Origin of the sequence: Paenibacillus nuruki (genome assembly GCF_963311185.1) — a bacterium.
Lineage (GTDB): Bacteria > Bacillota > Bacilli > Paenibacillales > Paenibacillaceae > Saccharibacillus > Saccharibacillus nuruki.
In genome coordinates, this window is record NZ_OY725677.1 from 3185449 (window position 1) to 3210226 (window position 24778).

Sequence of the window (24778 nt, forward strand, 5' to 3'; positions counted from 1 at the left end):
ATCCATTCATTTGGCCCCCTTGATTGCCGCAAGCGGCTTACATTTTGCCACGACAGAAGCAAGTCCTGCTCTTGTGACACTTTCAATAATTTGATCGACATCTTTATAGGCTTGTGGTGATTCATCTAATATTGATTCCAGTGAACGCTGATTGACGACGATCTCATCGGCTGTTCCTACTTTGAGTGAACTGGCAAATTGATCGACAGTCACTAATTTTTTGGTGGCTGAGCGAGAACGGGCTCGTCCTGCTCCATGACAGATCGAATAATAGTTGTCATATCCACCGGGTTGACCCACCATAATATACGATGAGGTTCCCATCGAGCCGGGAATCAATGCTGGATGCCCTGTTGCTAGATATGGCTTCGGATTGCCAGCATGACCAGCTGGCAGTGCACGAGTGGCACCTTTACGATGGATAAATACAGCTCCTTCATCCCGTTCTTCTGCCCAAGCGTAATTGTGCATCAGATCATACAATGTACGCATCTCACATCCATTACCAAATACATCACGGAATGCTTCACGGATACTGTAAGCGATCAGATGACGATTCACTGTCGCATAATTAAGCGCAGAATACATCATATTGACGTAATACTGACCTTCTGGATGAGCTAACGGTAGAAAAGCCAGTCTAGGATCAGCAGTCCCTAGTCCCAAGCGTTGCATCTGCGACAGCATTACTTGATTGCTTTCCTGACTGATACTTCCTCCCCATGAACGAGAGCCTGAATGAATCATGACAACGATTTGTCCATCACTCATGCCCCATGCTTCAGCAATATGGCGATGTTCTTCATCAATCTCAAGCGCTTGAATCTCTGCAAAGTGATTGCCACCACCCAGTGTACCCAGTTGACGATGTGCTCTACCCCATGTCTGATCACGCACACCATTTAACACTTCTTCATTAAAAGAAAAACGACTTTCTTCTACATGCGTCAGTGATGTGGATTTCTTCGGTGTATAACTGTCAGGTATATATTTGTTAGGTAGACCTTGTAACCCTTTACGTACCACATGTTCCAATCTCAAATCTGCAAAATGTCCACGCTGTTGTGATTCCATCGGCAGATACTTTTCGATGGTTTTGACTAATTTACGACGCAACTTCACGTCTTGTAGATCATCACGATGCAGGTTGGTCAAATGCACACGCATCCCACAGCCTATATCGCTTCCTACAATCGAAGGCGATACATAACCAGCACTTGCATCCCAGACCGCGGTTGTGCCAATACAGGTGCCGATGCCTACATGAACATCAGGTGTATACCCCATATACTGAATACCCGGGATTTGTAAATTGTTATTGGCCATATTAAATACTTTATAGTCCAATCCTGCAAATAATTCTGGATTGGCGTAAACATGTACACTTCCCGCAGGAAGCTTCACTTCATGAATATAAGAAGATGATATTGGAGTACTCATAATCGGTAAAACCTCTTTCAAGTCAGCCCCTCTAGTTCTAAAGGGGCTTCTTTATTATTGTAAACGAGTCTGCTTACAAAAGCGAAACTTCGTTTGGATAGGCATATTGCAATGCTTCGCGGAACAACTGATCCAGTAGATCATCTTGTAATTGTTCCGAAGTCGACATATGCACGACTTGTTGTTCTAAAATATCGATCATATCGGTTAAAAAATACTGGATCGACGGAATTTGTTGCTCTAGATTAAGCTCTTCGCCTGCTTTTTTGCGAGTCAATAACTGATCGATATCACTACGCAATTGCCCCGGTGGCAACATCTCTTCAATCAACTCATCAAAGCTTACAGGTGGCATCGTTCCTTTTTGATCTATCCATAAGCAAGCTAAGATCGGACGCAATACATAAAAGTATTTTTTGATCTTAACGGTATCCCCTTGCAAATACCCACGGAAGTTCCCTTTTGCCATATGCAGGTAATGATACATGCAAGAACGAGGAGAAAAATGAGTCGGCGAAACGTTTCGAATTCGCTCAGCAAGTGAACCATTTTCAGCATATTGAATAGGAGAATGCAACCATTCCATCAATGGTGGATTGGATTTGCGGAACAGATTCAGTGCTTTGCGCAAGTCCCAACCGTTGATATCTAACTGCTCACTGATTGGATATTCGATAACATCTCGCCTGTTAAAAATCGACAAATACCATTCTGGAGGATGCACATAAATAAAGCGCACATCATAATCGCTATCTTGAGAAGGGAACCCCCATGCACGGCTACCGGATTCACAAGCATATAAAATACGAACTTGTTGTTCTTGTTCAATACGTTTTAATTCAGTCTGAATGATAGAAGTCATGGCTTGAGTTACGGACATGATCGATCACTCCTTTCATATGAAGGGGATGGGTGAAAATTTACTTACAATTGGCGGTTGGTGATGAAGACCGCTACAGAAATAGAATGGTTCTTGTCGTCACTGGTGAAATGGAATCCCTTGATGAGACTGCAAGCAGTCGGGATTCCATCTCAAAGGCGAGTGCTGCACTCTTTCAGAATCCATTCTATTTCTTTCGCTCTGTGCTAGATGGTACTTTTCCGCTTGTGTAGAAACGATTGAGTTAGAGCGTTATTTATTTTCTCCTTTTGGGGGAGATAGCCGCTTTTAAGAATAGTTGATTATTTGTTAGTATTTCTTGGTTATGATTGGGTTGATGATAGAATTTAGTAATAGTCTAAATTTGGTATTGGTTCTATGCATTGAAAAAGTTCAGTTTATTTTGAGATGTTGAATATTTTTATCGTTTATAAATAAGACGGTTGGGCGTTGGAAATGGTTTTATTTTTTCTTTTATGGTTTTGTCTATTTAATAGATTTTAGATATACATATATAAATGGTTATTGGGTTAACTGTTATGGATGATAGCTGAATGGTGTCATATCTTGACTTTATGTTTTAGATGTTATTTAAATCCTTTTTATAAACTTTATGGATGTTTATGACACAAAAAAACCGCGACCTCTGTAACGGTCTGCGGCTGGTGGTTTATAGGCAAATAGGTGTAACGGCGCTATTTGCGATCGAATAAACCCTGCATATTTAATTAGATGCCTATTGAGATTAGGGGCACTGATTGAATAAGGAAATAGGTAGCTAGTTAGCATTGAATATACACAATATGCGTATAAGTAACTGGTTCAATATAGACTACGCTTAATGATTTCCGTATTGCAGTTTATGTCGTCCGTAAGAGATTGATGAACATGAAGCAAGAGTATGAAGTTTTCAAGCAGCGATTAATATGACGTTCATCCTGTGTTAACCCTAGATCATAATGCTGACCCGGTTGATAGGTATTCTGCATATTCATATCTTTACGTAAGATCATGTTCCTCAACCTCCTTCCTGTTTATAATATAGCCATCATACTCGGTATATTTTGAAATTGTCAATTCCATATTTGGAAAATAGGTCTATAGACATAACCTTTTTGGAATAGATGAAAGTTCTATTTTCGGGTAATTGTCCATATTGATCATAGTGAAAAATGATAGTTTGTATGTAATTTACAATAAAAACATATATTGATGATTGATAAGTAGATGAGCAATATAATTCATCTTCTATTAACAAATGTCTGATATAATGCTTTATTAGTGTAAAGAATTGTTAGGGATAATTGGGGTGAATACATGTCTAAAGAACGGATCAATGAGTGGGCATTGCTACGTGGTTTTGCCTTTTTGGCGGTGGTGATGCAACATTCGATTGGTGAATATATTTATCGAAGTGGCATTATCCAAGCCGATTCAATCATGCTAGGTATGCTTTATCATTTTACACGGTTTGGTACGTTAACGTTTGTATTTTTAGCAGGTGCGATTTTGTTTTATCAATATGGAGATGGACGACCTTACCGTTCGGTGATCTTTCGGCGCATTGGTGATATCTATATTCCATTTGTTGTATGGACAATTATTTACTGGATTGTAATGCAATGGATATTCAAAGTTCCATTGTTACGAGCAGACAGTGTACAAGATATTGTAGGGCAGTTATTTGCTCCGACCAATGGATATCATCTGTGGTTTGTTATTATGATCTTTCAATTTTATCTGTTATTTCCGTTGTTCCGCTGGCTAGGTAAGCAATTTGGAACTCATGTACTCGCTCATCGTTCGTCAAAACAGCAACAACAGCGTATTATCATAATGTTAGTGGTGATCGGAATTGTGTACGGATGGATCATGTGGTTATGCTATTATGCTATGCCTACATGGACAGTTGAAGGCATTTGGAAAATTGCTTTAGAACATCGTACCAGTGAATTTATATTTTACTTTTTTTATTTTGTACTTGGTGGGATCTGTGGTTCAGCGATTCAGCGCTGGAGAGCCGTTATGCTCAAAATATTGCCTTGGACAGCTCTTGCTTTTGGAATCATGTATATCTGTTTAGGCTACGATCTGTTACGTTTTGATCCTGTAGCTATCAATCTTAATGTTTCTACGTATCTTAAACCGACTACTTTTATAGCTGTAGTCAGTCATATGTTGTTGATGTATGGATTAGCGTTAATACTGGTGGAACGAAAAGGCGTGATCGTACGCTTTTTACAGTGGTGTGGTCGTTACTCGTTCGGGGGTTATTTATCTCATGCACTGATTCTGATGGGCGTGTCTTATTTTACACGTCAGATTACAATGCCCGGGCTGAATCTAATCATGACGATACTGACTTTTATGGTTGTCGCTCCTACAGCGATAGCGTTAACGAGCTTTCTGTCACGATTACCGGGAGGGCAATGGTTAACCGGATCAGCTGGAAAAAAAGCAAACCGGCTATCCCTTCTCATGCCACCAGACCTTCATCCACATTACCTCAAGACTCCTAAACAAACAAAACCGCTATGCTCTCTATACTCAGAGAACGTAGCGGTTTTTTAGTTATACCATGGTAGTGATGCAGCACAATGCCATCACTATTTCATGCCGAAAACGGTGTTCAACTTCATCATTTCAAGCACAGGATAAGTCCCTATTAAAGGGGCAAACGAACAGAGAATTCTGTCCATTCTTCATCACTCTCAACCCGAATAATACCACGATGTTTGGCTAGAATTTTCTGTACAATCGCTAGACCTAACCCTGAATTTTTACGGTTAAGCGGCTTGGTACTGAATCCTGCTTCAAAGATTTGCTGTTTTAATTTTTCGGGAATCGGATTGCCATTATTTCCGACTGTAAATGTTAGTTGTTCTCCACGAACACGTCCGGTCACTTTAACCATTTTCTCAGGACGGTCTGTTTCACTTACAGCATCAAAAGCATTATCGATCAAATTACTCACAATTTTGACCAGTTCGGTGGACTTCACTGTTCCAAATTGTACCGATTTGAGATTACTGATATCGTATTCGAACTTAATACGGCGATCATAGGCTTGTGTCGTCTTCGCTTGAATCAATGCCGATAATGCCGGTAGATTAATATTGATAATCTGATTCATGGCGATTGATTCGCCGACCAATTCAGCTGTATACGTAGATAGATCATCATACTTTTTCATTTTGACCAATAATTGAATCGTATTCACATGATTATTGAAATCATGACGTTGTTCTTTGATCGAGTTAAATAGCGCATCTATATTTTCCAAATAGACGTTTTGTACACTTTGCGCTGCTGCTTCTGTACGACGATTCAGAATCGTAATCAATCCTAATACCAAAGCAATAATCGCAACCGAACAAGCAGAAATAGTCAGGGTTAACCTGATTAGTTGCTCATTCAGTGTCTGTTGTACTTCGGTCAGATCAGATACTACGGTGATAATCGCCGGGTACGTCAGCTCCACGGGAATAAAGGTTTTGAGCACCGGAACATTATCAAATTCGTCGGTAATCGATATCGTATTTCCTGATTTATTAACTTGCTTAATATTTGTTTTGTCAGTTGCACTCTTATACGAATAATCGTTATATAATGTCTCATTGTCTGAATACCAGATGACACCGCGCGAATTGAATTGATTGGCTTGATCGAGAAAGATAGGTGGATTAAAAATAGCGATCCCCAATGTCTGTCGACTGCGCTCTCCATTCAATATTTCACGAATAATCGCTTCTACACCTGTATTTTCCTGATATTGCCGGACCGATTTGTCATTGGTATAGACGTTAATAACATAATTAGTAGATCCATCATAATAATAGCCCCACTTCTCACCCGCCGAGTTCGCATTATCTACTTTGGAGATCATCGGTGCTCCCCAATAATCAGGAAGCTTCTGCCCGATCTCAACTGTAGGTATTTTGCCAGCCAGTAATTCTTGAACCGCTTTGAGCCAATCGGCTCGCCATTCTTCTTTGACGGCTAGTTCACTAGGATCAGAAGATCGTACAGGTACAATATTATTACCAGAAGGAGCTAAGAGCGTAATTCGATCAACACCCACTTGTTTACTCACTTCAGCCAATTGCTTATTGGTAATATTGTTCATGTCTGTCCCAATTTTAGATTGTGCAGCCTGCGCTGCCATTCTCAAGTTCTCCCCGATCAAATCCTCTACAAAAGCTTCGCCACTTTGAGATAACTTGATAGACGATCTAATTTGATCTGTGATTGCACGCATATTTTGTTCCTGAACCGAAATTAATGCTTTTCGCGTTGTTACGTAATAGGTAGTATTCACAATAATCAAGACAACTGTCATAACAGCCAAAATATATACAGTCACCGGAAAAGGTTTGGGTAACAGGCTCTTACGTTGTTTCATTTTAGCAAATTAACCCCCATCTATATCAGCACTTACTCCATGCCTTTTAGCCATATTAAAATCTCAAATGTCCGAATATCGACAAATTTCGATTCTTTTTTTAGTATCATACCATGAACAGCATAGGACTACACCTAATTTTCACAAAACTATACTATTAATTTATGGAAAAGATACCTTTATTTATTGTAACTGAGTGAACTAAATAAATCCATAAATAAAGGTCCTGTAAGCACTATTAATGCTATTCAGGACCTTTGTGGATAGAACCCAATCTATATTTTATGGTTAAGACTGATCTTTTTGCTGTTTGCGTTCAGCCCACCATTCCATATACTGATTTTCAAGCATATGGTATTCCTGTTGTTCATACTGCTGACGCTCAGATAAAGAGATGACACTATCTTCATCATCGTAAATACGCCATAAATCTGAAAATAAATAGTCTTGGATCGCAACACATTGTCCTTGTTGTCTACCATTGACCCAAATGATGCCTTTTGTTGTACGCCTAATGATACGTGCTTCGTCTATTGTGCTTGCTTTTTGCCCCAAACGAATCATAGCTATCATTTGTCCAAACGTATACCACTGCATAGATAGATCGTCCTAGCGTTGAATTAATTTGAAATCATCATAATGGAATCCTGGTGCTACCACGCAAGATACAAATACAGGATCATTACCTAGTGGACGTGCCATTTGCCATTCTCCTGCTGGAATTAATACTTGTGGTGTCTGCCCGGCTTCAATATCCATACCCAGAATCATTTTCTTGCCTTCTACGGGTTGATCGCCTTTTCCACCTAATGTTAATTCAAGCGGACTACCGGAGTGAATCAACCACAATTCGTCTGAATGCACAACATGCCAATCCGAGATTTCATCGCCATGCAGGATAAAATAGATCGATGTTGCTGAGAAACGTGGCCCTGAATATTGTTCAGGCAAAATATCTTTTGGAATTTCAAAAGAAGCTTTCCACATTTCTTTGTACCAACCGCCTTCACGGTGTTCGTTCATATCGAGTAATTTCACTAATGGAGATAAAGGTAATTTCGTTCCCATGTGCAATAACCTTCTTTCATCAAAGTTTGGAGTGTGGTGTTAATCGGCAATACTAATCAGAGGTTGCGTTGTAATCGTTACATTGCCTGTAATAGCGCGTGAGATCATACACGATTGCTCTGCTTTATGTGCCAGTACAGTCGCTTTCTCTACCTGATCGGCTGACTCTGCGTGGAGTACAATTTCCGGGCGATGAATAATCTGTTCATACGTAAAGATATTATTGGTTACATCTACAATACCTTCAGATTTCATCGTTAACTGTGCAACCGTAATACTCGAACGTTCAAGCATCGCTGCAAGTGTAATAATATAACAGGTTGCTGCTGCACCCAAAAGCATCTCATCCGGATTGGTTCCTGTACCCGGTCCACCCATAGGTTGGGGGATAGAAATCGCAGTTTTGAGATTGCCTGACTCAATCGTACCTTCACTGTTCCGTCCGCCATACCAATTCGCATCCAGTACAAATTGATGTTTCATTATGCGTTCATCTCCTTGCTTTGCTTACACACTTGATCTTGAACATTTTACCATATTCTATCGTATGTATCATTTCCAAAATAAAAACGTTCTTTCAATAAGCGTATTTGCGTATTGAAGAACGTTCTATAGATTTTATAAAATAGAGCGTCTGCTGCTTGACCATTCAAAAGTCTTTTTTGTAAAAGCGACGCATTCCCCAGAAGAATAAAATAACCGTATAAATACCAGCATAAAAAATAAATGTAGCAGACGGTGCTTGTCCAATCCCCATACCACCACGCATCTGCTGATCAATATTAAACATCCCTGCTAATTGATCTACATTTAACATTACAGCTAACATTTTGCGTTGGATGGCGTCTGCTGGCATCACCAATGAAATCATTCCTGTAATATTGTACAGAGAACGAGCCATTTCGGGCTTCATATCAGCTCCAGCAGATAATTTTTCCACCATACCCCCTAACCAACCTGCTCCATATAACATCGTCATAAATACACCATTTCCAAGTGCTGAAAATAATGTAGCGCCCAGTAAAGTCACAGTAACTAGTAGAGGTACGGTAAGCGCAAATAATAAAAACGATTGTATATGTAAAACAAGACTTTGCGGTACAGTCGCATAGGTGTTTGCAACAGCAACGATAGCAATATACAAAACTAAAGCATACACGATGCCAAATAAAGTGTATCCGAGCCAGCGTCCCAGATACCATTTCCAACGCTGAATTGGACGGGTTAACATCGATTGCATCATGCTAATCTCGGCTTCCCCAGATATCGAAGAAAAAGAACTAAAAATAATTAAAAAAGCTAAAATAAAACTTCCAAAAAAGAAACCTAACGTCAAAATAGAAGCTCCATTTATAAACTGCATCACTAACTGTTGACTGGGATCTATACCCGATGATTCCCCGAGAATTCGGGCAATAAATGAAAAAACAATAATAAATAACACAGTCATAATCAGTGTCATCATTACCACTTTTTTGCGCATTAATTCTTTCCAGGTCATACCAATCACTGTTGTCATTATTGCTCCCCCCTGTGACTTAGACCCGATACAGCATCCATAAACCACTCTTCTAATCGTTCTTTCACTGGTTCTACATTGTATAAGGTCATCCCTTGATTTACGATCAATGTATTCAACCAACCAATCTGTTCTTCGTTATCTATTGTTGCTTCTAACCAAACAGTCTCTTGTCCTACAGGCAATACCGAAGTAGCCGATGTTATAGATGGATTCATATATCGCTCTATCGAAATACCGCTTGTCTCGCTTAACCACGGTAGAATCTCCGGTGTGAATCCGCCAACTTTAAAACGCCATTTGGTCTGTGTGTATAACACTTGACTGACTTGTCCATGACGCAAAATCTGTCCATTATTCAGTAAGGCGATGCGTTCACATAGACTTTCTACTTCTTCTAATAAATGTGAATTTAAAAAGATCGTTTTACCTTCATTTTTTAAATTTTTAAGCAGTTCACGTACCTCTGAGCGACCTATCGGATCTAATGCAGAAGAAGGTTCATCGAGAAATAAAATAGGTGGATCATTGACTAATGCGCAAGCCATACCTAGGCGTTGTTGCATCCCTTTAGAGTAATGTTTGACTCTGTCTATTCCACGCTTACCGATACCGACTTGATCTAACAATTGCTTAATCCGTGGCTTAATCGTACTCTGATCCATACTACACAGACGACTATGCAATCGAACCACTTCTTCACCGGTTAACCATTCTTGGTAACGATACAGCTCAGGCAAATAACCGACATGTTGCTTAGCGGCTAAAGAACCAATCGGTTCTCCAAATAATGTAGCTCTTCCTGAAGTCGGTGCTGTTAATCCAACTAGCATTTTGACCAGCGTACTTTTGCCTGCACCATTGGGACCGAGGAAGCCAAAGGCTTCCCCTTTTCCCACACTAATCGTTACATTGCGACAACCTCGACCATTATCATATTCTTTGGTTAATTGCTGAATATCGATCGCTACTGTATTCATGATTGGATCAACTTCTCAATTTCTTTTGTAAATGTTTCTTTGGTGTTAGATTTGTCTGCACTATTCAATTCAAACGTAAATAATTCTCCATTGTGAATCCATGTTGCACCATAAGCTGCTGTTGTATCATCGTGATAATTATATGTTGTAACTAAAACAGGTACTCCTGCTATGGTTACACGTTCATTTGTGCCATCTGATACTACAGGTAATGGCAATGAACCATCAATAATTTTATCACTTTGCAATCCATCTTTAAGGGATTGCGGTAAGAAAGGTAAATTAGCAATAGCTTTAAACACTTCCTCTGTTGAAACAGAAGCATCAAATTGTACAGTTGGAACTTTAGTTTGAGTTAACATTGCAAATCGATCTTCTGTAGTCATAGTGTATTCAATAGTCTCTGGAAAATGCATTGTAATCGGAGTATTGTTCAACGATTGAGGTAACAAATCTGTACCTCCTAGACTTTGGATCGCTTTGTTAATCTCATCAACATTCATATTTAATGTCTCTGTTCTTGAGCTTCGTACGTAAGCCGTGCTTTCATCATTTTTAGAAGCTTCTTTGATTAATGTGTAATTTAATAGCGTAGCTGCTTTTGAAGGATTAAAGTCTCCCTCTACTTTGCCATATGTTGAAGTGAATGTTCCAAAACGATTTTCACTTTCTCCTAAGTCACCTTTGCTTCTGTATTGATCAAACATATCAGACAATTGCTGGTCATCTACAGTCGTTAATGTTTGTACACGGAATTGATCTAACAGTGCAGCCATTGCATTATTTCCAAATGGAGTGGATATGACTGCTCCAGCAATCACACAAGCAGCAACACCTGTAGTCCATCTTTTGCGAGCAGAACTCATTTTACGGCGACGCTTAACTGTTGGTTCTGTTGACGAAGTATGAGATTGTTCTTCATTCGGTTTTTTCATAGTATTTACACTCCTTTGAGATTGTTGTGGTTGTGATGATGGATCATCTATTTGAAATAATTGCGGTTCATTTGTCCATTGTTGCCATTTCGGATGTGGTGTCTCCGTGACAAGGCGACGTTGTAGTTTTTTCCAGGCTTCATCCGTCGCATGAGATGAATCTGTGGGTTCTGTAGGCTGAATGACACTTGGTTCATGCGGAAATTTGCTCACGTCTATTCCTCCTTTTGTGATTGATTTACGTAGACCGTAACATCTTTTTACGTAATTTATTGGTCGCTCGATGTAGTAGTGTACCGACAAGCAGTGGTTTGAGTTGAAGCTCTTCCGCAATCTCTGCGTAACTGTAACCCGAGTATTTCATCAGTAAAGCTTGTCGATCTCGCAGCGGTAATTGTTCTAACCATTCTTGTACTTCCGCTTGTTCCATTTGTTGAATGACCACATCTTCACCAGAAGGTGGAGAATGTTGAAGATCATAGTATTGTTCTTGTTTATTTTGCAGTCGGCGTTCTCTAGCCTTTTTATCCATATAATCATAAGCAATCCGTGTTAATACGCGGTGTAACCATGCCCCTATCGCTTGAGGGTCATCGGGTGGATTGCGATATAAACGTAGAAAGACTTCTTGTGCCAGATCGTCTGCTATCGCTTCATCCCGTAGTAAAGCATAAAGCTTGCGTTTGACGATCGGATAATGTTCATAAAATATCTGTTGAAATTGTTCCGGTTCCGGAATGTCCATGTTTTGCATGCTCCTTTCCGCTGCAGCTATAAGAAAGACGAGCTGTGTTTGATTTTTGTATCTATTCTGTATTTATTTTTTGAAATGATTGAATCCGTCTATTTACGTAGTCTATTGGCATGATTTTCGACAATATCATACATAAATAAAAAAGGAATTTGTTAGTCAACATGTACAAAGTTCGATATAATAGCAAATAATCATCCAATATATTCAAATCATGTCGTATACTACCTATAATGAAAAGTATTTGGGATCTAAACGAATTTGAGGAGCGGACGCTAATGCTTTGGTTACAACCATTTGAACTTCAATTAGATGCTGTTTTTGAGGAAGCGAAGCAAAAAGTAGCCCATTTTCCAAAGCCATTAAATGAATTAGGATTAACCTATTTAGCCAAATTCGATATTCGTCAAAAACATAGCACCAAAAATTATGTCTGCTATTTGTTACCTTTCTGGATTGCAGACACTCTTCAAGCCCATCCATTTTCAAATCTACATTCTACGACTGTACCTGTCTCCAGATCTGTATCTTCCCTTCAATCATTGCCTGAATTATCTCATCGTATGGGCGTAGCCAATATATTTTGTATGCTTCATTTTTTTATTCAAGATGATCTGATGGATACGCCCAATCTACCTGCTGATCAATTACATGATCTTATCCCGCTCAGTCAGTTATTTTGGAATGAGTTTGTTAGTATCTGTGGCGAAAATCTAGGGGATCATTCTTTATTCTGGTCATATTACAAGCAATTTTTAGCACAATGGGCAAGCGCTGTCTACAATGAAGCAGAGTCAGATTATTTGTTCCAACAACCTGAAATGATTGCTGGCAAAGTCAGTCCGCTCAAAATTTCGCTTATTGCTATGTTGCTTCATTCGGATCGTATGGATATGTTACCTGATCTATTACATCAACTGGATCAAGCACTTATCGTTCTGCAAATGAATGATGATCTTACGGATTGGGAAGAAGATATGGTCGAACGCAATTATAATTGTCTGCTTGCTTTTATTCGTCATGAGGCTGTTGAACAGAAACAAGCTTTATTTACAGATAAAGTGACTCCTACTCAAGTGCAGCAAGCAATTTATGATCAAGATGTGCTTCAGCGGTATGCTCAGTATGCTGAATCTTCTTTTACCGAGGACCCTTCATCCTTTGGTTCAGAGTCTTTAATCGCATTTCGCAACTATTTAATTACACAACTATACCAAGCAGCATCTTCGGTAAATGACGCTCGAAATACCCTTTTACAGGGTAGCCTACTGTACTATATCCAAAAAGACCTGACATCTTCATAGATTTTTAGAATTAGACATGATACACTTATTAGGTAATTATAACCATTTGAGGGAGGAAGATTAATATGTCCAGCCAAGCTATTTTTCAAGCACAGGTTATTCAAAAGGCATGGGAAGACCCTAGTTTTATGGAGATGTTAAAAACCGATCCAAAAACAGCATTAAAAGATGTATTAGGTATTTCTTTCCCGGATCATGTGCAACTGAAAACGGTTGAAGAAAAAAGCGATGAGTTCTATTTGGTCATTCCTCCGAAGCCTTCATCTATGATGGCTGATGCTAAAGTGAAAGTTGATGCTGGTTGGTAATATTCCTCTTTGATACTTGTATGTTCTTTTATACTTAAAACACATAGGCTATTTCACACAAAAAAACTGTTAAACTCTTCTAACAGCGAACCCCTTAATCTTGCGGGTTCGCTGCTGGAAGATGAATAACAGCCTCTGTTCCTATATTCTTTTGACTTTTAAACTCTAACACTCCCCCGAGCGCTTCTATAATCCGGAAAGTCACCATAAGCCCCAAGCCTGTTCCTTTGGTTTTATTCGAAAAGTAAGGTTCTCCTAATCGTTTTAACTCTTCTTCTGTCATTCCACTTCCGTTATCTTGAATATGAATTTCAATTTCTTGATCTTGCTGTTCTGCCCAGATATGAATTTTGCCTTCTTCCGGTAAAGCTTCAATACTGTTTTTGACGATATTAATCAACGCTTGCTTAAACTTGGAAGAGTTCCCTCGAATCTCAATATCTTCCGGTATATTGATACTGATCGTTCCGCCTGCTAATGTAGCCAGTGGTCGCATAATCCCTTCGATATGTTGGAATTCTTGCGATAGATTCAGTGTGTTTATTTTATCAAATTCAGGCTTCGCAAAGGTAAGAAAATCTGTAATAATCGCTGATGCCCGATCCAGTTCTTCTAAAGCGATTTTTAAATGTTCACGGCCTTTATCATCGGTATTCATCTGTAACAATTGCAAAAATCCTCGTGTGACTTGTAATGGATTACGTACCTCATGGGCGACAGAAGCAGCCAGTTCGCTAATAATATCCATTTTCTCTGAGCGTTGTAATTCGTTATTGAATAGTTCTAATCGGCTGGAGTAAAGCACCATTTGTTGATGATTTTGTGCAAATCGTCTTGCCATTACAGAGATCAACGATATCACAAAAATCATAACTCCCCATTTCCACAGGGTCACACTATAGGCGCCTCCTTGAATATAAAACCATGTTAATTCTCCACCGCTAATCAAAGCAAAAATAGAAAATCCAGAAGCAAACAAAATCGCATCTTTATTTTTACGGAAAGCATAAGTGATTGCGACTACCATCAAAATTAACAATTGCACAATCAGTAAAATGCCTAATACTTTGACAGAAACAAAGTAATAAATAGAGAAATAGCGTTCACTGGTCAAAATATTAAAAACCATTGCCATCACACAGATAAAAGAATACGCATATTGTATCTTTTTCATTTTGGTGATGATCCCTTTGTATCCACTACCAAAAACACATTCAAAGAAATAAAGTAATGCAGGCAATAATATAAATAAGCTTAAATCCAGTAAAACCGAATACAATTTATAATACGTTGGATAAAAAGTAAACAAAAATGGCGAGTAAGTTACCACTAATATGCCCAAAGAAAGAATGATGGCTGCTAGACTAAGCCACATGCGTAATTGATCGCGGCGCAAGAATACAGAACAGATCACCATGACCAACGATATAAAGATACAAGCACTGCCCAGTACCACATCAATCAGATCCGAACTAACATACTGGATTAACATATCCTGATAATCGCCGACCATAATCCCTTGCTTGAGACTAATCTGCTCACGAGCGGACTCAACCCAGATATACAGCATCTTATAAGAATCTTGCTTCATCAGTGGAAGCAACAATTGATTTTGTTCATACGCATAACTTCGCTTAGATTCAAAAATCTTATCTTTATCCAAATAGACGATAATATGTTTACCATTTAATTCAGGAATCAATACACCTGCTGTGTTCCATGTAAGTTCAGGCAATGGTATACGAATCCATGCTGAGGAACTATTAACTGGTTTGCCATCTTTCATAATTTCGGAAGAGATCCATGAGCTATCTTGTTCACTTTCCCATGGTTTGGATGTGAGTGTATTTTGAGATTGCCATTTGATTTGCCAGTAATTAATAGACTGACCTGTTCGTTTTTCACTTTGAGTTGAAAATAAAGATAACGCCAGTACGACTACTATAACTGCGATTAAAACCCCTATTAAGGCTTTGGACAGAATCTTCATTTCAGCACCTCATTATAAATAAACTATCGAATACGTATTTCTTGGAAAATATACCCACCTCTATGTATTATACTTGCTCTCTCACTTCAGAGATACCATTAATTTCATAACCAGAAAAGGTCTACAAAACATGGCAAAAAGCCTGTTATATCGACTGTTTTTTCATTTATTTAAGCTTTATTTGATGAAGTGGTGATTACGCTTTCGGAAACATGAACTATACTAGATACCTTATCAATAAATAACAAAAAAAGACAATACTATTCATAAAAATAAGCAGTTATCGTTTGGTTATAGGCAGACTAGGGTAAGCACTACTCATATACGGACGTATTGGAGGGAATTAATAATGACAGACAAAGAACATTACGACGACGTATTTTGGAAAACACGCAACACTCTTTTAAATGATGAAGATTCACAAACCAACATTGATGATGAATTACCTGAAGATGCTAAAAAAGCAGTGATTTTACCTGAAAAGATGGATACGCCTCTTTTTGGAGAACTTGCTGATGAAGAAGATGCAGGTCCGCATCCTAGCGCTGACCCCGAAGATCCTGAGTCTGATGCTGCTCATCTTAACCATGAGCACAACGATAAAGAATAATGTGATATTTTATATGAATTAAAATATCACTTATTAAAAGAAACCTGTTCTCACGTAAATAGTGAAAACAGGTTTCTTTTTGTATTTTAAAATAGCAATATCACCGGGATGATCATTACTTGCGACCATAATCAGCTTTGATTTCGCCCCAACTTTTCGTTTCCCATTTTAGAATTTTATTTTCATACTTGTGTGTCCGTAGCCATTGTTCAGCACGATCGACCAGATCCCAGATTTCAGCTGTAGAAGCATCACGAACCAATGTTGAAACTGCTTTTTTCTGTTTCACCCATTTTAGAGCATTGGCAGAATCACTATAGATCGTTCGGTTACTTCCTTGACGGTGAAGATACGCCAGCGCATGCACAATCGCTAGAAATTCACCCAAATTATTGGTTCCTTTGGCGATTGGACCGCAACTAAAGATCACTTTGCCTGTCTGTGTATCGACCCCTTGATACTCTACAGGCCCTGGATTGCCACGTGTGCCTACATCTACTGAGATGCTGTCATACTCTATTTGATCTTTGGAAATCGTAGAGGAAGACGAAGTGCGTTTGCTATAGCTATTCCCGCTACTGGAAGAACTGGAAGAAGAACTACTTTTTCCTTGTCCCCAATGCTTTTTCCATCCTTCTGCATATACTTTTTCAGCTTCAGCTAACGTTTCATACGATTTATATTTTGCATCTTTGTATCCATTGGTATGTTGCTGACAATCTGCCCAAGAGCTGTATATCCCCGGACGGTGCCCTTCCCAGACTACATAATATTTTGACTTTGCCATACAGACCTCCGTATTTGTATTACATGTTTAATTTGAATGAGATGACTTTTCAAGAATAGGAATCTCCCAACTGCGCCGTTTGACAAAAATCGCACAGACCAACAACATCAGTCCATTAATTACAAATACCCAGCGAATATCGATCCAATGTCCAAGTAGACCACCGATAATGGGCCCTGCCATCGTTGCGATCTGGGAAGCGGATTGATTTAAGCCAAAAGCTCTACCGCGAAAATCAGACGGTGTGACTTTGACAATCATAGCGTTGATCGAAGGTAAGACTGCCGCATAAAATAAACCATATGCAAATCGCAATATACCAAATCCCCAAATATTCGTAAAGAAAAATTGCAGAAGATTACCAATCCCACTTCCTAATAAACCAATAAATAAAATTTTTCCATATCCTATTTTACCACCTATTTTGCCCCAGCGTGGAGCCATAATTAATGTGGCTACACCTACCGCAGAGAAGACAATTCCTGAACTTAAAGAAGCATTATTGCTGGATACGCCTATACTTTGTACATAGATAGTAATCAACGGTTCCAAAATCATAATCGAGAAGGTACTAATCCCTGCAAGAGTGAGCAAAGCGACAAATATCGGATTACCTGCGGCTTGCTTGAGATCATCACGTACATGAGAACGCTTAGCAGATCGATTAAAGTTATGTTCTTTCGCCCAGAATGTAGCGATAAGAGCTGCTATCAATACAATACCTGCTGAAAATAAAAATGTATTTCGATTACCAAAATAGTAACTGACGACTCCACCGATCAGTGGACCTATGATCGTTCCTGTCGCTCCTGATGTTGCCATCACACCGAGCGCATAACCCGTTTTGTTCTCTGGTGTATTTGTTCCAACAAGAGCGATCGATGCAGGAACGAATCCAGCAAGCAACCCTTGAAAAATACGCACCACTAGAAATAAATACGGATCGGTCACAAAATAATTAATCAAATATAAAGCCGCTAGACTAAAGCCTGAACGAATCAACATCGGTTTCCGTCCATATTTATCCGATAATGATCCCCAAAACGGTGAAATCAAAGCACTGGCTAAAAAGGTAATGCCGAATGCGACCCCTGACCATATTTCCAAATTGCTTGTCACGCCCAAATCTGCTTTTAGAAAAATAGGTAAAAATGGGATCGAGATCGAATACGCTGTACTACAAAAAAATACACCTAACCACAGTACAACTAAATTTCGTTTCCATGAAAAGTCTTCGATAGCTACCACGTATGTCTGCACGCCCTTTCCAGTAGACAAGTCAAATATCTTACATTCTACTCTTGTTTAACCCAATATCCAAATTCATGATCTACAAATAAACAAAGTGATACCAATTTATAAGAGAGCGATTGCAATATTATAAATTCGGGTAAAGTACATGTAAGCCAAATCCATGATTAACGAAATCAAAATAGATGTACTTATAACCTAAGGGAGATGAATGATAATGAACAAACCATTTGACGATAATAGAGATGCTGCGGCACAAGAATATAACAGATACCGGACAACAGAACCAGTCACTTCCGATATAGAGGATGAATTACGTACGATTCCTGAAAATGATCTTGATATTATCAATCCTACTGCACGTGATGAAGAAGGTATTCAACCAATCACAGGTGAAGATGTAGCTGTACGTGAAGCAAATGCAGAACTTGAAAATGAACATGATGTGACTCCATACAGTATTGATCTAGATGTGGCAGAGACACCGGTTGATACAGGTAATGATCTAAATAGTGATCCATTGACCGATTTGGAAGATGTAACACTGGATGATGAATTCCCTGATATTCCAGATGCAGATGTATTAGATGGTGAGACGCCTGTCGATCCAGCCGCTGTACCTTTAGAAGATCAAGATGCGCATGGAACCGATATATTAAACGGATCAACAGGTGAAGACGAACCCGATCGTTTTGGACGTTAATAAGGAGGAATAGATATGAGTACTCATGATAAAGATCAGGACAAAGAAAAGAAAAACTTGGTCACTGAACGCGATAATGATGATGAATTTGGATTGTTCAAAGAAGACTCTTTTCCCGATTCTGCTCCAGACGAGATTCAAAAAAGAGTGATCGATAATGAACTTCCTCACGATAACGAGTTACCACGTCATGAGAAAGATAAAGACAAACCTGAAATCGAATAGAATGTGATTAAATAAAAAGAACCTTTTCCTTATTCATCTTAGGAAAGGTTCTTTTTATTTTATATTAAATGTTATTCTATTCTCTACATATTCTACTTACGTCTTCTCAATAACGATAATACAAGTACTATCCGGTAAAGGAACCGATTCGCCCCATTCATCCATCATTTTAACTTTATCTTGCAAAGCTTCGGTATATCCTGCTTGTAAAAAAGATTCTGCATGAACTATAGTTGCCGATGTTCCTAAAGTCTGTTCGATAAATGCACGATATTCAGATGGTGTTAAGTAGCCAAATTGTTCCTGTACTTCATGTACATATGCTTCTTCTCCCCATGTGTACGTATATAGAAATTCCATTGCATCGTTCACAGGCATCAACACTTCTTGTTCTCCGATCACTTCAAACTGAATCGAACGCCCAGCAAAATCTTGAGCATATCGTTGTAATGTCGATAGACCATCCTCTTGTAAAAATTGAATACGTCGCTTCTGCCCTGTCGGTTCTGTCATAATGCCATCTCGAATAATAATCCGTCCACCTGTGGATAACACATCATACGCACTGGATAGTGCTGCTGCTACGGTTTCCAGATTGAACTTTTTGCCCTGAAATGGAATATACGAATATAACTCATGTAGGATCGACGAAAATAATACACTATCTACACTTCCAGGTTCGACGATATCTCGTAACGCTAGTGCATCGCCCTTTTTCACTTCCCACGAACGACCTTCTAACTGCTTTTTGCGCTGTAACGCTTCGATCACATTTTCAGAAATATCTATTCCGATTGCTCGCTTATCCGACCATTCTTCTTCGATCAAGTCTAGCATCACACCGCCACCCGGGCCGATATCAATAATCGTCTGACCGACAATATACTGAAGTAAGATTCGTTTGTAATCGACGGTCTGATTCATCATTTCCAGATAACTTTCTTCATTATGAAAACGATCATACGCATCCCGCCGTAATCCAAATAGATCGAATAATAACAATACTGCTTTTTCATATAATGGAGATTTCTCTGCTTCGATACAGAATTCGATTAATTTCTCTGCCGCTGGTGAAAAAACAAAGTTAAAAAAGACAGTATCCGCAATATGAGGTTCTTGTACACATTCATACTCCAAATGCGGACTATCTTGTACCCATTTACCGGAAGACAACTGATCCCATGACCAATCACCAAGTACTTTTTCGATGATTCGCTTTTTGTAGACATTCACTTTTTTGATCCCTTTATAATCGTAATACATCGTATTCATCAGTCGTTCAAAACTAATATGTCGTACCCCTTCAGGAATCATCCGACTGATCCATGTGAATATTTTTGCAAACTCTTCAAATGAAAAGTCTTGCAACGCTGCTTCTACATACCAGAATGTCTGATCGTGAAGACGTTCAAAAGAGGATATTACCGGAAAATCAGTATTCAACTGATGCAGACTTTCGGCGGTATTTTCCCCTTTGTTGATACTGGCAGTACGCAAACGCAGGATACGATCTTCTGTTGTCCACCCTACCGGTTGCTGGTCATACACGATCGGTTGAATTAAAGAAAGCACATCATCTTGTACCTTTTGCCATAACTCTGGAGATACAGCTTCTATAATACAGCGATTCAAAACAAGCAATGTGCTTTTCATTTCTTCAGGAGACAAAATACCATGACTGACTTGATCGGTAAGCGGAAGATTTTCTGCAAAAGGTACTTCTCCACGCAGACATTGACCTATCAGTCCATGCGTACGAATCAATGTAGCTACCAGTTGTGTCCGTTCTTGCTCTGGATCGGCTGAAGCATGCAGATACAGTTCTGCTGAGCCTTCATTATGTACAAATAAATTAATCCCTTGTTCTTGCCAGCGTATCCGCTCACGTACTGTTCCACCTTTGGCTGTTTCCGACCAGATCAGTACTTCTTCGATCAGTTCTTTTTGCCAGAACGATACTCGTAATTGATCTAATATACGTAAAGTACGCTCTACATAATCAAGCACCGGATTCGCATGGCTTAATTCTTGTAAAGTGGTTACACGTTCCAGATTCACAATACGTTCTTCTGCGGATACCAAATATGTTAACCAGAGCTGTGGCTGTTCTACCGTCGGATATCCAAGTTCTCGGTAATGTTCTATTGCGGTTAATGAATGTAGCATCGGGTCACATCCTTATTTTCTCCAGAGTTTAGGGTTATTGTTAGTTTACCCGTTTTGATGTCTATTGATCATAAAAAAAGCGTTGAACATGATGTTCAGCGCTCTTTATTTTATTTGCCCATAGGTGATTCGACGAACTCTTTGCCTACCGAATACCGTTTATCTTTGTTAATAATATCTCCCAACCAACGGCTTAACTTCACACCACTCTCTTCTGCGGTATAGAAAACACGTGATGGAGATAACGTATGCGGTGTACTTCGCTTTTTGGTACCCACTCCATAGTCGGTTACAAAGTAATAATAATTTTCTAATTCTTGATCCAATTGACCCGCGGAATCGAGCATACCTTGAGACCAACTTTGAGTCATCGTGTCGTCCCCACTCACCAGTCCAATCGTCTGTTGATTCAACACTGCTTCATAAGAAGGTAGTACTTTATCATATAACGTATTCGATTGTAGCAAAATCGTATTGGCTGGCAATTTCTGTGCATTATAACGAAAAGCAGCAGCAATAATATCTTCTTCGATCGGATAACCGAAATGTTGTTCGAACTTGGATTGCCAGACCTCATCCATAATATGGTGCCACTGATGAGAGGATAAATACGAACCATCTGCATAATGATAAATCTGAGCATTAGGATACTGTTCAGCAATATGAGGTGCCCAGAAGGCTGATCCAAAACCGCCTGCACTGGCTCCTGCGATAAATAATTTGTCCGGCTCTGTCATATGATCGAATAACCAATCTAATCCTTTTAACGTATTCGGTCTGCCACTGTAATGAGCAGTAAAATGAATTTTACCTTTTCCTTTGTACTTCACTTTATTGTTACCAATATGGAAGTCTCCTGTGGCATAAGGAATATAGACAATCGTCCAATCGTAAAAAGGATTATCTTCACGATGATTATCGAGCATACCGCCTAATAAGTCAGTTTTGTAAAAAGGAATATTGGCAAAATAATAACCTAATTCTCGATTATGCAACAATGTACGTAACCCAAATGGCTTGGAGGCTGTATTGCGATCCCAGCTAATCCCTCCACCTGAAAAATATACAACCACATTATTACTTCTTCCTCGCTTGGTCAGCAAATAGTACGGTGATCCATCGCCTGCAACCACAATACCACTTAGATCCACACGATTCCATTTGTATAATGGAGACTCTTCAAAGCTTACTACACGGGTAGGACGCTTAATTACAAATAAAATGACAACAACGACAACCGCTACAATAATCAACCATTCAATGGTGGTCAAAACCATGTTGATTCCTCTTTTCCCGCTTACTCTTCCTGTACGATAAACACTTTGGTTTTGCGCGGTGTACGATTCGCCTTTTTACCTTTGAGTAGCCATAGATCTGGTGTATCACTTACATCTTTCACTTCTAATTGAAAAGAAGTATTCGGTAACGTTCGATTAAAACGCAAAAATAAGCGATTACCATCTACAGCTGATTGACTGACTTTCAACTCATAAGATTTACCCAATCCTGTGGCTGGATATAACGTTACTGTACCGATCGAATGAGGATCAATGCGCTTATTGTAAATGATCATCACTTCATCAGGCGCTATACGTAGACCTGATGAAGGTAAAGGAGGCTCTGCATACATATACCCACCAATATGGTATTCATAAGCGGTCCAGTTCTGATATCCAAGTGAATACGCATGATGTTCCATCTCATCAATCCAGCGTCGTCCTTTGATCATACTGGATTTGGAACCGATATCGGCTTGAATCCCAAGTGGTAATTTGGGATGTAAAGCTCGTATAGGTGCAGCGATACTTTCATAATCTCGTATATAATTAGACGGTAGACCTCGCTTCATCCAATCCGGCCAGTGGGTCTGCAACATATGCATATCTGGCTTCACTAGATCGATCATCGCTAGTGCATCCAACCCTTGCCATTCACGTAGTTTCTTTGTTGCTTCTGCATCACGTACAGCTAGTGACCATGTAGCGACTTTGATATCCGGGCGCACATCTCTTGCTCCATGTTCGCCATTAATAATTTCATGGATTAATCCATTGACTGCTTCTACACGCATCTCTACCCAGCGTTCGTAAATATAAGGAATCTTTGTATAATAATTGGCTGCTGAAGAATGGGTAAAGTTCGGCATGTCCATACCATATCTATCTTTAAAAGCCTGCTGTGCAAGCGGTCCTACATCTCCATAGACTCCACGCTCAATCCCATTCCATTCTGGAAAATAAGGTTCGGCAATCTCAATGCCATCAAAAGGAACATTTTCGACTAAATAAGCAATCACTTCTTTTTTCCATTGAATATAGTCGGTTGAAAAATGAGAAAAACGCTCAAATCCATCATTGATCGGCTTGATCAATTCCATACGCCAGGATGACCATGCTTCAGGAGCAAGTTCAACACTGAATGTACCGTTGCCTAGCACCAATGCCCAGACAGCGATTTCTCGCCGTTGCAAAGCTTCTACTAATAACACATCAACCTGCTGTTCATTAACAACAAAATAATGAACCGTTCGGTATCCGGCAAGTGCCAATTCATCTGCAATACTGTCTGGTGAACGGTTCGCATAATACGGAAATAACGGATCAATCTGTATACTTGCACCATGCATTGCCCATGGACGATTACGCTGTAGAGGTGTATTCATCGTCTTGCTCCTCCTGCTCGGTATACCGGTGGTTTTCGTTTACGCCAGAACAACTGAAGAGATCGGTGTGCACACCACAATGAAAAGCCGGTAAAGATCACACCCCATACCACAGCTGGAATCCCAAATTGTTGGGCTAATCCTGCTGCATCTCCTGCTCCCGAAGGGCTGGTAATACTAAGCCAAAGAATCGTAATCGAAGATAATACGGATTCTTCTAAGGTCAAAAATAAAATCACTAAATAATACCCATTACGTAACCATTCCGGTGCAATCATCATCACACCACTTACAATCACAAATCCGATTAACCAGTATAGACCGAACCCCTGATGCACATACAAGATCAGCATAATGAGTCCAATCATACCCGTTAGCAATATGCCTGCTTTTTGCTTGCGTTTGTGATACAGGTAAAATAAAACAATCACAAAAATCGAAGAACCCATATATCCTGCTAATCCGATCGGAAGTCCACTCCAGGTTGAACTTATGGTAGTATAAGTCACTCCACTATGGTCTGCATTGAGTTCTATACCACTTACTTGACCGGATGTAATCAACGTAATCATGGCATGCCCGAATTCATGAATCATCGTATTCAAATTACGAAATAACGAGGAAAATGGAATCAACCGCGTCAAAACAGCAGATGCGATTAACAGCAAAATCGTATTTAACCATTTATTCAAAAGGTCACACCCTTACTATATTAAGTTGCTATCTTAAATATATCGCTTTACGATCTTTAAATCCATCTTCAACCTTTACTCCTTATGGTATAATTTGTGAATCAA

Annotated in this window: 24 protein-coding genes; 6 read left to right on the top strand and 18 right to left on the bottom strand. The window is 39.3% G+C overall.

Features of this window, described 5'->3' with window-relative positions; all coding sequences use genetic code 11:
* Window positions 1–6 precede the first annotated feature (6 nt).
* The 3 genes from RCP16_RS14240 to RCP16_RS14250 all read right to left on the bottom strand — a co-directional run bounded on the left by RCP16_RS14240 (window position 7) and on the right by RCP16_RS14250 (window position 3333).
* The gene (locus tag RCP16_RS14240; RefSeq protein ID WP_308640600.1) at window positions 7–1440 is read right to left on the bottom strand and encodes an RtcB family protein; all 1434 of its coding nucleotides are present in this window, start codon (window positions 1438–1440) and stop codon (window positions 7–9) included.
* A gap of 73 nt (window positions 1441–1513) precedes the next feature.
* Complete coding sequence (locus RCP16_RS14245) at window positions 1514–2320, bottom strand: nucleotidyltransferase domain-containing protein (protein ID WP_069326658.1); 807 nt, start codon at window positions 2318–2320, stop codon at window positions 1514–1516.
* 860 nt (window positions 2321–3180) lie between these two features.
* Window positions 3181–3333 carry a hypothetical protein gene (locus tag RCP16_RS14250; protein WP_175425128.1) on the bottom strand — a complete coding sequence of 51 codons (153 nt, stop codon included), beginning with the start codon at window positions 3331–3333 and terminating at the stop codon, window positions 3181–3183.
* A 304-nt stretch (window positions 3334–3637) separates the two neighbouring features.
* Here RCP16_RS14250 and RCP16_RS14255 point away from each other — a divergent pair, with 304 nt between their 5' ends.
* Window positions 3638–4891 (top strand): acyltransferase, encoded by a 1254-nt coding sequence (locus RCP16_RS14255; RefSeq protein ID WP_308640601.1) that lies wholly within the window; start codon window positions 3638–3640, stop codon window positions 4889–4891.
* A gap of 94 nt (window positions 4892–4985) precedes the next feature.
* Here the strand turns inward: RCP16_RS14255 and RCP16_RS14260 are convergent, their stop codons facing one another.
* From RCP16_RS14260 to RCP16_RS14295, 8 genes are all read right to left on the bottom strand, one after another.
* Window positions 4986–6722, bottom strand: a complete 1737-nt coding sequence (locus RCP16_RS14260; protein WP_069326660.1) for a sensor histidine kinase — start codon at window positions 6720–6722, stop codon at window positions 4986–4988.
* 288 nt (window positions 6723–7010) lie between these two features.
* Window positions 7011–7319: a hypothetical protein gene (locus RCP16_RS14265; protein ID WP_308640602.1), complete on the bottom strand. Its 309-nt coding sequence runs from the start codon at window positions 7317–7319 to the stop codon at window positions 7011–7013.
* Window positions 7320–7331: 12 nt separating this feature from the next.
* A complete protein-coding gene (locus tag RCP16_RS14270) occupies window positions 7332–7790 on the bottom strand; it encodes a cupin domain-containing protein (protein WP_069326662.1) in 459 nt (152 codons plus the stop codon).
* A gap of 39 nt (window positions 7791–7829) precedes the next feature.
* On the bottom strand, window positions 7830–8273 hold the full coding sequence (locus RCP16_RS14275; RefSeq protein ID WP_069326663.1) for an OsmC family protein: 444 nt from the start codon (window positions 8271–8273) through the stop codon (window positions 7830–7832).
* Window positions 8274–8439: 166 nt separating this feature from the next.
* The gene (locus tag RCP16_RS14280; protein ID WP_083243380.1) at window positions 8440–9309 is read right to left on the bottom strand and encodes an ABC transporter permease subunit; all 870 of its coding nucleotides are present in this window, start codon (window positions 9307–9309) and stop codon (window positions 8440–8442) included.
* Complete coding sequence (locus RCP16_RS14285) at window positions 9309–10289, bottom strand: ABC transporter ATP-binding protein (RefSeq protein WP_308640603.1); 981 nt, start codon at window positions 10287–10289, stop codon at window positions 9309–9311. The genes RCP16_RS14280 and RCP16_RS14285 overlap by 1 nt, the downstream gene beginning before the upstream one ends.
* Complete coding sequence (locus RCP16_RS14290) at window positions 10286–11437, bottom strand: hypothetical protein (protein ID WP_308640604.1); 1152 nt, start codon at window positions 11435–11437, stop codon at window positions 10286–10288. The genes RCP16_RS14285 and RCP16_RS14290 overlap by 4 nt, the downstream gene beginning before the upstream one ends.
* Window positions 11438–11462: 25 nt before the next feature.
* Window positions 11463–11969, bottom strand: a complete 507-nt coding sequence (locus RCP16_RS14295) for a sigma-70 family RNA polymerase sigma factor (protein ID WP_069326666.1) — start codon at window positions 11967–11969, stop codon at window positions 11463–11465.
* Between the two features lie 284 nt (window positions 11970–12253).
* Here RCP16_RS14295 and RCP16_RS14300 point away from each other — a divergent pair, with 284 nt between their 5' ends.
* Window positions 12254–13279: a hypothetical protein gene (locus tag RCP16_RS14300; protein ID WP_308640605.1), complete on the top strand. Its 1026-nt coding sequence runs from the start codon at window positions 12254–12256 to the stop codon at window positions 13277–13279.
* A gap of 65 nt (window positions 13280–13344) precedes the next feature.
* Window positions 13345–13587, top strand: coding sequence for an NHLP leader peptide family RiPP precursor (locus RCP16_RS14305; protein WP_069326668.1), 243 nt, complete (start codon window positions 13345–13347; stop codon window positions 13585–13587).
* Between the two features lie 94 nt (window positions 13588–13681).
* Here the strand turns inward: RCP16_RS14305 and RCP16_RS14310 are convergent, their stop codons facing one another.
* On the bottom strand, window positions 13682–15577 hold the full coding sequence (locus RCP16_RS14310) for an ATP-binding protein (protein ID WP_069326669.1): 1896 nt from the start codon (window positions 15575–15577) through the stop codon (window positions 13682–13684).
* A gap of 349 nt (window positions 15578–15926) precedes the next feature.
* Here RCP16_RS14310 and RCP16_RS14315 point away from each other — a divergent pair, with 349 nt between their 5' ends.
* The gene (locus RCP16_RS14315; RefSeq protein WP_308640606.1) at window positions 15927–16187 is read left to right on the top strand and encodes a hypothetical protein; all 261 of its coding nucleotides are present in this window, start codon (window positions 15927–15929) and stop codon (window positions 16185–16187) included.
* A 115-nt stretch (window positions 16188–16302) separates the two neighbouring features.
* Here RCP16_RS14315 and rnhA read toward each other — a convergent pair whose 3' ends face one another.
* Together rnhA and RCP16_RS14325 are read right to left on the bottom strand one after the other, a co-directional pair.
* Complete coding sequence (rnhA, locus tag RCP16_RS14320; RefSeq protein WP_308640607.1) at window positions 16303–16974, bottom strand: ribonuclease H; 672 nt, start codon at window positions 16972–16974, stop codon at window positions 16303–16305.
* A 27-nt stretch (window positions 16975–17001) separates the two neighbouring features.
* Window positions 17002–18252, bottom strand: coding sequence for an MFS transporter (locus RCP16_RS14325; protein WP_308640608.1), 1251 nt, complete (start codon window positions 18250–18252; stop codon window positions 17002–17004).
* Window positions 18253–18442: 190 nt separating this feature from the next.
* On the opposite strand from RCP16_RS14325, the gene RCP16_RS14330 reads away from it, so the two are divergent.
* On the top strand, window positions 18443–18928 hold the full coding sequence (locus RCP16_RS14330) for a hypothetical protein (RefSeq protein ID WP_308640609.1): 486 nt from the start codon (window positions 18443–18445) through the stop codon (window positions 18926–18928).
* A gap of 15 nt (window positions 18929–18943) precedes the next feature.
* Window positions 18944–19153, top strand: a complete 210-nt coding sequence (locus RCP16_RS14335; RefSeq protein WP_069326673.1) for a hypothetical protein — start codon at window positions 18944–18946, stop codon at window positions 19151–19153.
* A 96-nt stretch (window positions 19154–19249) separates the two neighbouring features.
* On the opposite strand, the gene RCP16_RS14340 is transcribed toward RCP16_RS14335, so the two are convergent.
* The 4 genes from RCP16_RS14340 to RCP16_RS14355 form a co-directional block, all read right to left on the bottom strand.
* Complete coding sequence (locus tag RCP16_RS14340) at window positions 19250–21319, bottom strand: class I SAM-dependent methyltransferase (protein ID WP_308640610.1); 2070 nt, start codon at window positions 21317–21319, stop codon at window positions 19250–19252.
* A gap of 110 nt (window positions 21320–21429) precedes the next feature.
* Window positions 21430–22596: a pectin acetylesterase-family hydrolase gene (locus RCP16_RS14345; RefSeq protein ID WP_069326675.1), complete on the bottom strand. Its 1167-nt coding sequence runs from the start codon at window positions 22594–22596 to the stop codon at window positions 21430–21432.
* Window positions 22597–22616: 20 nt separating this feature from the next.
* Window positions 22617–23981 (bottom strand): N-acyl-D-glucosamine 2-epimerase, encoded by a 1365-nt coding sequence (locus tag RCP16_RS14350; RefSeq protein ID WP_069326676.1) that lies wholly within the window; start codon window positions 23979–23981, stop codon window positions 22617–22619.
* A complete protein-coding gene (locus tag RCP16_RS14355) occupies window positions 23978–24673 on the bottom strand; it encodes a M50 family metallopeptidase (RefSeq protein ID WP_273593351.1) in 696 nt (231 codons plus the stop codon). The genes RCP16_RS14350 and RCP16_RS14355 overlap by 4 nt, the downstream gene beginning before the upstream one ends.
* Window positions 24674–24778: the final 105 nt, after the last annotated feature.